Genomic DNA, 11,785 nt, shown 5'->3' with positions numbered 1-11,785 from the left:
CAGCCTCCGCAACATTTCAGAGAAGAGTCGATATGCCGATGAGCACCGTTTCTCCCCATTTCTACCGCGATGCCGGGCACCATGCCGCAGAGATGCAGGGCCTGTTCCGGGAGAGCTGGGTCTTCGTCTGCATGCGCCTGGAACTCGAGGGCCTCGTGCACCGCGGGGTGCAGGTGGGAGGGGTGTCGCTGCTGCTGCAATGCGACAGCCAGGGCCGGCCGCGCGCTTTCCTCAACGTCTGCTCGCACCGGCATGCCCAGCTGTGCGGATCCGGCGCCCACCGCGGCCCGGCGCGGTGCCCCTACCATGGCTGGGTGTACGACCGGGAAGGAGTGCCGGTCGGCATTCCGGCGAAGCAGTGCTTTCCGGAAGTGGTGGCCGAGCCCTCCCGCTTCCGCCTGCAGGAGTTCGCCTGCGAGGCCGTGGGCCAGTTCGTCTTCGTGCGTGTGTCAGAAACCGGTCCGTCGCTGCGCGATTATCTGGGCGGGCAATATGGCTTCCTCGAGCGGGCAAGCCAGGGCATGCGGGGCATGCTGGACGAATTCCGCGAACCGGTCGAGGCCAACTGGAAGATCGTGATCGAGAATGCCCTGGAGGGCTACCATGTGCCCGCCGTCCATTCCCGCACCTTCATGCAGATCGACGGAATGGACCGGGCCGAGGCCGCCCCGCGCTTCTTCCTCGAAGACCGGCTGCACAGCCACCTGGAGCATGCCGCCGATGCGGAATGGGTCGCACGGTTCGCCCGCATGGAGCGCAAGATCGGCCAGTGGCCCTGGCGCTTCGAGCACTACACCCACCACCACATCTTCCCCAACCTGACCGTCACGTCGTTCATGGGCTACAGCTTCCACGTCCAGTCGTTCGAGCCGACCGAGGCACGCCGGACCACCGTCCACTCCAGGACCATCGGCGTGGAATTCCAGGACTCCACGCCCGCTGGCGCCAGGATGATGGAGCATATCCATGAAGACGGCCATGTCTTCACGCGCAAGGTGTTCGCAGAAGACGGCGGCATCTGCGCCAGGGTGCAGGCGGGCGTGGACCATGCGCAGCGGCAGGCCGTCATCGGGGAGGGGATCGAGGACCGGGTGGCGCATTTCCAGAAGGCCTATGTGCATGCCTTGTCCCGGGGGCGGCAGATCCTGGCCGACTCTTCCGGAGGCCGGGCGGCATGAAAGCCATCATCCTGGCGGGGGGCCTGGGATCGCGCCTGAGCGAGGAAACCCAGCAGAAGCCGAAACCCATGGTGGAGATCGGTGGGCGACCCATCCTGTGGCACATCATGAAGATGTACTCGCACCATGGCATCCACGATTTCGTCGTGTGCTGTGGCTACAAGGGGTACGTCATCAAGGAATATTTCGCCAACTACTTCCTTCACATGTCGGATGTCACGTTCGATCTGGCACGCAACCGCATGGAGGTGCACGAACGGTATGCGGAGCCCTGGCGGGTGACGCTGGTGGATACCGGCGACGCCACCCAGACGGGCGGCCGGTTGCGCCGTGTGCAACGGTACGTCAGCAACGACGAGGCGTTCTGCTTCACGTATGGCGACGGCGTAGGCGACATCGACATCGCGGCGCTCATCCAGTTCCACAAGGCGCATGGGCGGCTGGCCACGCTCACATCCACCCGCCAGCCGGGACGTTTCGGCGCACTGGACGTGGAAGACGACCGCGTGCTGTCCTTCCGGGAAAAGCCCGACGGCGGCGGTGGCATGGTCAATGGCGGATTCTTCGTGCTCTCTCCGGCCGTGTTCGATCTGATCGAAGCCGACGACACGGTGTGGGAAGGACCTCCGCTCGAAGCACTGGCCCGCAACGGCGAACTGCGGGCCTATCGGCACGAGGGTTTCTGGCAGCCCATGGACACGCTGCGCGACAAGAATTACCTGGAGCAGCTCTGGCAGGGCGGCAATGCGCCGTGGAAGACATGGTGAATGCCGCAGTGATGCCCGCAGAAGGCTTCTGGGCCGGGAAAAAGGTCTTCCTCACCGGCCATACCGGTTTCAAGGGAACTTGGCTTTCGCTCTGGCTGCAGCGGCTCGGCGCGGAAGTGACCGGCTATGCCCTGGAGCCCGCATCCACGCCCTCGATGTTCGAACTCACCCAGGCTGCCCGCGGCATGCACTCGGTCATCGGTGACGTGCGCGATGCGGCGCTGCTGTCCGCGACTCTGGAGGAGGCGGCACCGGAGGTCGTGTTCCACCTGGCTGCCCAGCCGTTGGTGCGCCAGTCGTATGCCGATCCGGTGGCCACCTACTCGACGAATGTCATGGGCACCGTCCATCTGCTGGAAGCGGTACGGCGCACGCCCGCGGTGCGCGCGGTCGTCGTGGTGACAAGCGATAAATGCTACGAAAACCGGGAATGGCTCTGGGGCTACCGGGAGGACGACGCGCTGGGCGGCTTCGATCCGTACAGCAACAGCAAGGCCTGTGCCGAGTTGGTGGCGGCATGCTACCGGAATTCCTTCTTTTCGCTCCAGCAGCAGGGGGGGCACGGCGTGGCGCTGGCCACTGCGCGCGCGGGGAACGTGATCGGGGGGGGCGACTGGTCTGCGGACCGCCTGATTCCGGATTTCCTGCGTGCGGCCGGGCAAGGCGCACCGCTGGAGTTGCGCCATCCTGCCGCGGTGCGGCCCTGGCAACACGTGCTGGAGCCGCTGGCCGGCTACCTTCGCCTGGCCCGGCGCCTGCTCGAACAGGGCCCGGCGATGTCGGGCGCCTGGAATTTCGGGCCTTCCGAGCAGGATGTCCGGAGCGTGGGCGACGTCATCCGCCAGTTGTCCGCATCGTGGCCGGTGTCCGTCGATTGCCGTTTCGCCGCCAGCGATGCAGGCCTGCACGAAGCCCGCATGCTCCGCCTCGACAGCAGCAAGGCGCATGCCCTGCTGGGATGGCATCCCCGGTGGACGCTCTCGCAGGCACTGGAGCGTATTGCCGAATGGCATGCCGCTCATGGGCAGGGCCTGGACATGCGGCAAGTCACCGAAGGCCAGATCGATTCGTATTGCGCCACAGGGCGCTGAGGTTCCATGGACAAGTTGCACCATATCCGCGAACAGATCGCCGGGCTCGTCGCCGAATACGCGGCGCTTGCATACCGCCCGCAGCCCTTCCTGCCGGGCGCCACGGCCATTCCTCCGTCCGGCAAGGTCATCGGAGAGGCAGAACTGCAGAACATGGTGGCTGCCTCGCTGGACGGCTGGCTGACCACGGGACGCTTCAACGATGCGTTCGAGAGGCGCCTGAGCGACTATCTTGGAGTGCGCCACGCGCTCACCACGAACAGCGGCTCCTCTGCCAACCTGCTGGCCTTCTCTGCGCTCACGTCGCCTGCCCTGGGCGAGCGGGCCATTCGCCCCGGAGACGAGGTGATCGGCGTGGCGGCAGGTTTTCCCACCACGGTCAACCCCATTCTCCAGAATGGAGCGGTGCCGGTTTTCGTGGACGTGGAACTCGGCACCTACAACATTGACGCCAGCCTGATCGAAGCGGCCATATCACCGCGCACCAAGGCCATCATGCTGGCCCATACATTGGGCAATCCCTACAACCTGGAGGTGGTGCAGGCGCTGTGCCGCAAGCACGGGTTGTGGCTCATCGAGGATTGCTGCGATGCCCTGGGATCGACTTACGGAGGGCGGCTGGTGGGCACCTTCGGCGACATCGGCACCCTGAGCTTCTACCCTGCGCACCACATCACCATGGGGGAAGGCGGCGCGGTCTTCACCAACGACGACGAGCTGGCGCGCATCGTCACCTCCTTCCGGGACTGGGGCCGGGATTGCTATTGCGGACCCGGCAAGGACAACACCTGCGGAAAGCGCTATGGCTGGCAACTGGGGGACCTGCCCCACGGCTACGACCACAAGTACACCTATTCGCACGTGGGCTACAACCTCAAGATCACGGACATGCAGGCCGCGTGCGCGCTGGCGCAGATGGACCGGCTGCCCGGCTTCATCGCGGCGCGGCAACGCAATTTCGAGCAGTTGCATGACCGGTTGAAGGGATGCGAAGAGTTCCTCGTGCTGCCGCGGGCGACGGAGAATTCGCAGCCATCGTGGTTCGGATTCCCGTTGACGCTCCGGGACGCGGCCGCTACACGCCGCGTCGATCTGCTGGAGTATTTGGAACAAAGCCGGATCGGTACGCGCCTGCTGTTCGCTGGTAACCTGACGCGCCAGCCTTCCATGCAGGGGCAAAACTATCGCGTGGCCACCAGCCTGGAGAACACCGACACCGTCATGGAGCGCACATTCTGGCTGGGCATCTATCCGGGGTTGACCGAGGCGATGATCGATTTCACCGCGGATCGCATCGAAACCTATTTCGGCGTCAACTTCTAGCAGGCGCACCATGCGATTCGAGGAAAGCCCTCTGCCGGGCTGCTACGAGATCCATCCGCCCGTGCATCCGGACGAGCGGGGCCGTTTCGTGAAGACCTTCATCAGGTCCGCGTTCGCTGACCGGGGCCTGGCATGCGACTGGGTGGAAAGCTTCTACAGCGTCTCGCGGCGCGGCGTGCTGCGGGGGCTGCATTTCCAGCTGCCTCCCCATGCACATGCCAAGCTGGTGCACTGCAGCCACGGCCGGCTGTTCGATGCCGTGGTCGATCTGCGCAAGGGTTCGCCCACGCAAGGCCAAGCCGCCATCTTCGAACTGGACGCCGGGCGGGGCAACCAGATCTATATCCCGCCAGGATTCGCGCACGGCTGCTATGCGCTCACCGAGGGCGCGACCATCGTCTATCACGTCACCTCGGCCCACGCGCCGCAGCACGACGCCGGAATCCGCTGGGACTCGGCCGGCATTCCCTGGCCCGACAAGAACCCGATCCTTTCCGGGCGTGACCGGAGCCACCCCGGCCTAGACGCATTCGCCAGCCCTTTCACGATGCCCGGAGAACTGCGCCATGGCGGCTGAGCGGCATGTGTTCCTGACGGGCGGTACCGGATTCATCGGCCGGCATGTGCTCTCTGCCTTGTTGGACGCGGGGCATCGCGTCACTGCGCTGCGCCACCCGCAAGACGCCCGGCTCACCGGGCATCCCCGCCTCGGCTGGCACACCCATCCGATGGACCGCCTGGCGGCTGCCGACCTGGCCGGGGTGGACGTCCTTCTGCACCTGGCATCGCCCGGCGTGCCGCCGCAACAGGCGTCATGGCAGGAGCTGTTCTACTGGAATGTCAGCGTGCTGCTGCAGCTGCTGGATGCGGCCCGGGCTGCGGGAGTGCAGCGGGTGGTGGCTGCGGGTACTTTCGCGGAATACGGGCGCAGCGCGGATGCCTTCGACGCCATCCCTCCCGGTGCGCCGCTGGCCCCCACCTACGGCTACGCGGCCTCCAAGGCCGCCGGTTTCCAGGCGGCGCACGCCCACGCGATCGAGCACGCCATGGAGTTGTGCTACCTGCGCATCTTCTCGGTCTTCGGTGAAGGCCAGTACACCGGCAACTTCTGGCCGGCGCTGCGCCTGGCGGCCCAGGGCGGACACGACTTCCCGATGACGCCCGGCGCGCAGGTGCGCGACTATGTGGCGGTCGAGGCCGTGGCCCGCGCTTTCCTGCATGCCGTGGAGCGCGAGGACATCGAAGCCGGCGTTCCCTGGGTGCGCAACGTGGGCTCCGGAGAACCCGTGTCGATGCTGGAATTCGCGCAGCGCTGGTGGGCGCTCTGGAAGGCTCCTGGCCAGTTGCTGGCAGGTGCCTTGCCTTACCGGCCGAACGAGGTCATGCGCTGCGTTCCCGAAATCGCGGACGACCTGTTTCTTCCTGCGCTTCCAAAAGAAAGAGATACCCATGCCCGATCCTGATGAACTCTCCGGCCTGCGGGGTGCCCGTGTGCTCATCACGGGTGCCGGGGGCATGCTGGGAAGCGCATTCGCTCGCCACCTGGCCGCACACGTTCCCACTGCCGTGGTCGCGGCGCTGGACCGGAGCGCATTCGATGTGCGCAGCCGGGAGCAGGCTGAAGCACTGCGTGCATGGATGCCGGATATCGTCATCCACTGCGCCGTGTGTTCGGACGTCAATTGGTGCGAGGACCACCCGGACGAGGCGGCGCAGGTGCAGGTCCTTGGCACATGCCATGTGGCCGAACTGGCCCGGGAATGTGGGGCACGCCTTTTCTTCCCACAGACGTTTCTGGTCTACGACGGAAGCGAAACGGTGGACGAGACCACACCCGCCCGGCCGCTGAGCGTGTATGGACGGTTGAAACTCGAGGCGGAGCGGATGGCGCTCCAGCACGCGCCCGATGCGCTGGCGGTGCGCATGGGCGGCTTTTTTGGCGAACATGCGCGCGACAAGAACTTCGTCGGCAAACTGATTCCCCACCTCGCGGGCATGCTGCGCTCCGGTGCGGACCGGATGGAGATCGGCGACCGGGTCTGGCAGCCCACACTCACGGACGATCTGGCCTACAACAGCCTGCTGCTGCTGGCGCGTGGCGAGACCGGCCGCTTCTGCATGGCTTCCCACGGCCAGGCTTCCTTCTTCGAACTCGCCTCGGAGATCGTGCGGTTGCTGGGCCTGGACGGACGGATCGAGATCGCCAGGGTGGCCGCAGAAGCCATGGCCCGCAAGGAGAAGGCCATGCGGCCGGCAGCCGTCGTGATGCGCAACGCCGCGCTACAGGCTCGCGGGCTGGACCGGCAGCGAAGCTGGCAGGACAGCCTCGCCGGTTACCTCGCCCATCCTTACTTCACCACGATGTTCGCCCCATGACTTCGCAACTGCTGGCCCCTTTCACGCACGAAGAAACCTTCGGCCGTTTGCGCAACCGCGTCGCCATGGCGGCCATGACACGCGGCTTCGCGGATGCCGGGCACCGCTGCACGGCGGATATCGCGGCCTACTACGCCCGACGCGCGCAGGCGGGCGTGGCGCTCATCCTGACCGAAGGGATCGTGATCCATCCTTCGGCGGACGGCTACCGGAACGTGCCGCATCTGCAGACCGACGAGCAGGCGGAAAGCTGGGTGCCCGCCATCCGGCAGGTACAGGCCGCTGGAGCGCGCATCGTCGCCCAGCTCTGGCATTGCGGCCGGATCTCCCATCCCGATTTCACGGGCGGGCTGGCGCCTGTCAGTTCCACGAACCGCGCTGCTGCCGGCATCAACCGGCAGAACGGGCAGCCTTATGGCCAGCCCCGCGCATTGCTGGCATCGGAGATGCCCGATCTCTACCGCATGTTCGAGGACGCCGCGCGCCGCGCGCTGGCGGCGGGCTTCGACGGGGTGCAGATCCACATGGGCCATGGCTACCTGATCGACCAGTTCCTCGATGCGCGCATCAACGACCGCACCGACGCGTATGGCGGTCCGGTCGAGAACCGCTGCCGGATCGTGCTGGAACTCGTGGAACGCCTGCTGCCGATCTGCGGCCCCCGGCGCCTGATGGTCCGGCTGTCACCGTCGCGCATGATGGGTGGCCTCTACGACTGGCCGGACCTGGATGAAATGCTCGCCTGCCTCATCCCGGGCCTGGATCGCCTGGGGTTGCGGCAACTGGACGTCAGCTGTGCGGACGCTCCCTATGCGGAAACGTCGGGCCGGATCATCCGGCGGGTGCGGCCGCTGTGGCCGCACTTCCTCATGGGCGGTGCATCATTGTCCGCGGAAGACGCCGAGCGGGAGATCGCGGAGGGGCTCCTGGACATGGTGACCTGGGGCCGGGCCATTTTGGCCAATCCCGATTTCGTCCGCAAGCTGGAGCGCGGAGAGTCGCTGGTGCCGATGGCTCCTGAAATGCGCGGCGTGCTGTACTGAAATTTCAGCGGCCTTGCCGCATGCGTCAGCCGACGCGTCCGGCGAAAAACTCCGCGATCGTGAACTCCTGCGCGCTTTCCGCTTCGGCCTGGCGCATGGCTGACGGCAAGTCGGCATACACCTCCCTCCACCAGTCAGGAGTGCCTACGAAACCTTTGTTGAGCGTCAGGTTGAAAAGTGGAATGTTCTTGAACGAAAGGACGTCGGCGTATTCGTCCATCGGCACGAGGTGGTTGGCTGCGAAGCGGTATCCATCGGCGAGATCCCGCGCCGGCTCACCCCATTTCCGGGCCAGGCTCTGCCACAGCAGGCATTCCACCGCTGCCTTCTGGATCTGCTGATAGTGCTCGTCGGTGCGGTGCCGGATCTGGTCGGGACCCCGCATGTCTTCCGGTAGCGACCACAGCGCGCACATGTCCTCGGTGCGGCTGACAAGAAATCTTTCCGAGAAATGGAAGGGAATCTGTTTCCAGGAGGAGTGCGCCAGGAAGCCGAATTTCCCGGCGTTCCTGCTTCCGTCGTCGAACAGCTCTTCTATGGTGCGATAGAGCGAGCCCGTGACGACGGTGTCGCTGCGCATGCGCACTGCATAGGGCACTCCCACCTCGCTCAGATGCCGGGCGCCTGCCTTGGCCGAGCGGATGATGGCGTTGCGGCTGTCCACCATGGCCTGCGGCTGAGGCAGGGTCAGCACGGCATCCACCCAGGGGCGGCAGGCATCCAGGCTGGCCGCGCTCTGGTGGTCCCAGGTCACGAGGCACACATACGCTTCAGGATGGGCCATGCGTTGCCAGGCAAGCGCCATCGGCGTATAGGAAAAGACCGGGCCCTGCACGAAGATGCCCAGGGAAGGAGTGCTGCGCGGAGCCGTGCGCTGGAGGGAAAGGCCTGCGAACACCCGGGCGAAAGCCTGGAGCTGGTCGATATCTCCGTGGCGCGGGCTGTGGGTCAGTGCGGGCACGCAGCGGTAGTCTCCCCAGAAATTGCGGATCTGGTTCATGATCTCCGCCGAATGCGCCGCGAAGACCACCACCAGCACGTCATCGTGGGGCTCCTGCATCAATGCCTCGGGGCTCTTCACGGTGACGCCATGGATCTGTTTGCCCTGGTTGGCCGCAAAGGGACATACCGTGTACTCCACCGGCAATCCCAGCAACGGATAGTAGTCCGTGAAAGCCTGGCCGCCTCCCCATCCGATCAGGCGGATGCGGGACAGATCGATGTCGGGATACTTCAGCAGAACGCGGTCGAGGCCGCCTCGGACTTTGGCCATGGCTCAGCGGTAAAAATAAAGGCAGGTGTCCCAGCGATCCTCGGTGTGGTGCTGCAGGCCGATCGAGTAGCCTGGGGATATCGCATCCACCAGGGCCGGAATCTCCAGCAGATCCGTCGCGCGGTGATAGGCGGAAATCGCCATTTTGGGCAGGCCCGACTGGATGGCGGCGCGCGCGCCGCGCAGCGCCGGAATCTCGAAGCCTTCGATGTCCATCTTGATGAAGGTGGGCGGTGCGTCGATGATGTCGTCGATGCGGCGCACCGACACGCTTTCCAGCGTGGCATCCGGGCTTACGGCGATGCTGCTTCCGTGCCCCCCGAGGTGGTGGAACGGCACCTGTGCATCGGAATCTCCCACGGCGAATGGATGGAGGGATATCCTGGATTCCAGGTCCGTGCCCGCATAGCTGCTCTGCAGCTTGCGCAACACGTCCAGGTTGAACCGGTCGGGCTCGATCATCCAGGAGTGCTCCATGCGGTCCCCCGTGATGCCCAGCAACCCTGTCGTCGATTCGCCGATGGATGCGCCGCAGTCCACGAATCTTTCACTGTCCGAAAACTCCAGCAGGCCGGAACGGAAGTACAGGGTGGAATACGGTCTCGCGACGGTGAGATACCACTCGGGATTGCAGCTCAGATGGAACATCAGCACGCTGTGCAGAGTATCCACGGAATGCGCATCCTCCAGTCTGCCCTCCAGCAACTGGAACTCCTCGAACCGGCTGCTGATGACGGGCGCCCAGTCCGCCGTGCGGTAGTCCACGCGGTCGTTCATGTCGAACAGCCGGGTGACCTGCTCATGGTTGAGGTGGGCAATGCCTTCGCGGGAACACAGCCGATCGAAAAAGCGCCGTGAATAGTCCGTGCGGCAGCAATTGATGGCGATGATTTCCGGATCGTCCCTCACCATCCCGAGAAACTGCTGGGTCGGGATGATGTCCACGCCATGGTATTTCTCGCCGTCACCGCACTTGAAATCGTCGACCACCGCCAGAGCCCAGCCTTCATCGCGCGTCGCCCGGATGAAGACCTCCGCGAACGTCTTGGTTCCCAGAAGGATAAAGCGCGCCTGGCGACCCTTGCGTGCCAGGATTTCACGTGCCTGCACGGGAATGCAGAAATGCGGATCGCGACGGTAGAGTTCCAGCATGGCGGCCAGCGCGTCTTTGCGATGAACGCGGCCAAGGTTGATGCGGCTGACCAAGGCGTCTGGCGCGAAGGGCATTGTGCTGGAGTTCATGGGAGGTGCGTACGCTGCCTTTGGGCTGTGGATTGGTGCAGGCGCGCCTTCAGTTCCACGAAAAGCGCCGGGCCGGGTTGCCCATGATGGTGATGTTGGGCGGGATGCGACCGTACACGACGCTGCCCGCGCCGATTTTGACGTTGTCGCCGATCACCGCCCCGCTCGTGATGACGCAATTGGGGTGGATCGACACGAAATTGCCGATCCTGGCTCCCCCTCCGATGGAACAGTGGCTGTTGATCTGGCACCAGTCTCCTATGCGCACGTCGTGGCCGACAACGGTGTATTCCTGGATGCACACGAAATCGCCCAACTGCACATCCACGGAGATACCCACGCGGGGGCCGATGATGCAGCCGCGGCCCAGCCGGGCGTGCCGGGTCACGTGGGCCTGCGGATGCACCACCGTGGCAAAGTCGACATCGTGCACGGAACGCAGGACTTCGGTGTATTTGAGCCGTGCGGCGGGGTCACCCAGCGCCGCCATGAAAACGTCGCCATCGACTGGAACATAGGTCAGAGGATCGCCCACGATGCCAACGGAGCGCTCCAGTCCGTCCAGCGCCGAAGTCCGGGAGTCGAGGAAACCCTTCGGTCGGAACAGCGGATTGTCGTCCTCTATGTACGTCAACACCTCGCGGCCGAAGCCGCCGGCCCCCACGATGAGCAGGTTTCGGCGCGGGTCGATGGTGTCTTCGGTACGAGTCATGGAGGATAATCAGCTGATGGTGAGCCCGCCGTCCATGATCAGCGTCGTTCCCGTGATCCACCGGCTGGCCTGGGACAGCAGGAAGACAGCAGCGTTCGCCACATCGTCGGGTTGGCCGAAGCCGAGCGGGTAGTTGCCGCGCTCCTGCTCCATTGAGCCCACCAGCGTGGCAGTGGCGTCGAGCAGCGGTGTATCGACCAGTGCGGGGGACAGGCAGTTCGCACGAATGCCCCGCTTGACCACCTCCATCGCGAGGCAGCGAACCATCGCGATCAGCGCGGCCTTGGTGCCCGAGTACGCTGCCACGCCCGGCACGCCGATGTGCGCCGCGATCGAGGCGATGAACACCAGGGAGCCACCCTGCGCGATCAGGTTGCGCTTGAGCAGTGCCTGTGTCAGCAGCATGGGGGCATCCACATTGATGGCCTGCACTTCGTGCAGATGCTGTTCGGTGAGCATCCGTACGGGCGACAGGCGGGAAATGCCAGCACTATGGACAACGCCGTTCAGTGGCGTGGAGCCGATCTGCTCGACCAGGGCGGATCGATCGCCTGCCTGGGTCAGGTCGGCCCGCACCGCGAGATGGCTTGCACCAGGAGCTGCGGCCTGCAGGGCCTCGAGCGTACGGGCGAGGCGGTCTTCGTCCCGTCCCACGCCGATCACCTGGGCTCCCATCCGGGCGCATGCGACGGCAATGGCATGGCCCAGGCCGGACGTTGCTCCCGTCACGAGGATGCGCTGGCCCGTGACATGGAACGGGGTGGGTGCGGCATCCATGGG

The 11,785-nt window shown here is 65.2% G+C and carries 12 protein-coding genes; 8 read left to right on the top strand and 4 right to left on the bottom strand.

Annotation, left to right across the window (positions count from 1 at the left end):
• Positions 1 to 38 precede the first annotated feature (38 nt).
• The 8 genes from ACGHC0_RS22535 to ACGHC0_RS22500 are packed head-to-tail and all read left to right on the top strand — an operon-like array spanning position 39 to position 7,778.
• Positions 39 to 1,178: an aromatic ring-hydroxylating dioxygenase subunit alpha gene (locus ACGHC0_RS22535; protein WP_415266820.1), complete on the top strand. Its 1,140-nt coding sequence runs from the start codon at positions 39 to 41 to the stop codon at positions 1,176 to 1,178.
• Entirely contained in the window at positions 1,175 to 1,945 is a 771-nt protein-coding gene (rfbF, locus tag ACGHC0_RS22530) for a glucose-1-phosphate cytidylyltransferase (protein WP_368353047.1), read from the top strand. Before ACGHC0_RS22535 ends, rfbF begins: the two co-directional genes overlap by 4 nt.
• A gap of 11 nt (positions 1,946 to 1,956) precedes the next feature.
• Entirely contained in the window at positions 1,957 to 3,036 is a 1,080-nt protein-coding gene (rfbG, locus tag ACGHC0_RS22525; protein ID WP_368353046.1) for a CDP-glucose 4,6-dehydratase, read from the top strand.
• Between the two features lie 6 nt (positions 3,037 to 3,042).
• Positions 3,043 to 4,359, top strand: a complete 1,317-nt coding sequence (gene rfbH, locus ACGHC0_RS22520) for a lipopolysaccharide biosynthesis protein RfbH (RefSeq protein WP_415266819.1) — start codon at positions 3,043 to 3,045, stop codon at positions 4,357 to 4,359.
• A gap of 10 nt (positions 4,360 to 4,369) precedes the next feature.
• Entirely contained in the window at positions 4,370 to 4,936 is a 567-nt protein-coding gene (locus ACGHC0_RS22515; protein WP_415266818.1) for a dTDP-4-dehydrorhamnose 3,5-epimerase family protein, read from the top strand.
• Positions 4,926 to 5,822 carry an NAD-dependent epimerase/dehydratase family protein gene (locus ACGHC0_RS22510; RefSeq protein WP_415266817.1) on the top strand — a complete coding sequence of 299 codons (897 nt, stop codon included), beginning with the start codon at positions 4,926 to 4,928 and terminating at the stop codon, positions 5,820 to 5,822. The genes ACGHC0_RS22515 and ACGHC0_RS22510 overlap by 11 nt, the downstream gene beginning before the upstream one ends.
• Positions 5,809 to 6,735, top strand: coding sequence for an SDR family oxidoreductase (locus ACGHC0_RS22505; RefSeq protein WP_368353042.1), 927 nt, complete (start codon positions 5,809 to 5,811; stop codon positions 6,733 to 6,735). Before ACGHC0_RS22510 ends, ACGHC0_RS22505 begins: the two co-directional genes overlap by 14 nt.
• Positions 6,732 to 7,778 (top strand): hypothetical protein, encoded by a 1,047-nt coding sequence (locus ACGHC0_RS22500; RefSeq protein WP_415266816.1) that lies wholly within the window; start codon positions 6,732 to 6,734, stop codon positions 7,776 to 7,778. Before ACGHC0_RS22505 ends, ACGHC0_RS22500 begins: the two co-directional genes overlap by 4 nt.
• Positions 7,779 to 7,803: 25 nt before the next feature.
• Here the strand turns inward: ACGHC0_RS22500 and ACGHC0_RS22495 are convergent, their stop codons facing one another.
• The 4 genes from ACGHC0_RS22495 to ACGHC0_RS22480 form a co-directional block, all read right to left on the bottom strand.
• Positions 7,804 to 9,051 (bottom strand): WavE lipopolysaccharide synthesis family protein, encoded by a 1,248-nt coding sequence (locus ACGHC0_RS22495; protein WP_368353040.1) that lies wholly within the window; start codon positions 9,049 to 9,051, stop codon positions 7,804 to 7,806.
• A gap of 3 nt (positions 9,052 to 9,054) precedes the next feature.
• A complete protein-coding gene (locus tag ACGHC0_RS22490; RefSeq protein ID WP_415266815.1) occupies positions 9,055 to 10,257 on the bottom strand; it encodes an FkbM family methyltransferase in 1,203 nt (400 codons plus the stop codon).
• An 85-nt stretch (positions 10,258 to 10,342) separates the two neighbouring features.
• Positions 10,343 to 11,005 carry a NeuD/PglB/VioB family sugar acetyltransferase gene (locus ACGHC0_RS22485; protein ID WP_368353038.1) on the bottom strand — a complete coding sequence of 221 codons (663 nt, stop codon included), beginning with the start codon at positions 11,003 to 11,005 and terminating at the stop codon, positions 10,343 to 10,345.
• Positions 11,006 to 11,014: 9 nt separating this feature from the next.
• Positions 11,015 to 11,782: an SDR family NAD(P)-dependent oxidoreductase gene (locus tag ACGHC0_RS22480; RefSeq protein WP_368353037.1), complete on the bottom strand. Its 768-nt coding sequence runs from the start codon at positions 11,780 to 11,782 to the stop codon at positions 11,015 to 11,017.
• Between the last annotated feature and the right edge of the window lie 3 nt (positions 11,783 to 11,785).

Source organism: Acidovorax sacchari (assembly GCF_042847045.1).
Classification (GTDB): Bacteria; Pseudomonadota; Gammaproteobacteria; order Burkholderiales; family Burkholderiaceae_C; genus Paracidovorax; species Paracidovorax sacchari.
Note: the sequence above shows the minus strand (reverse complement) of the source record. Positions and strands in the feature narration are given on the sequence as shown.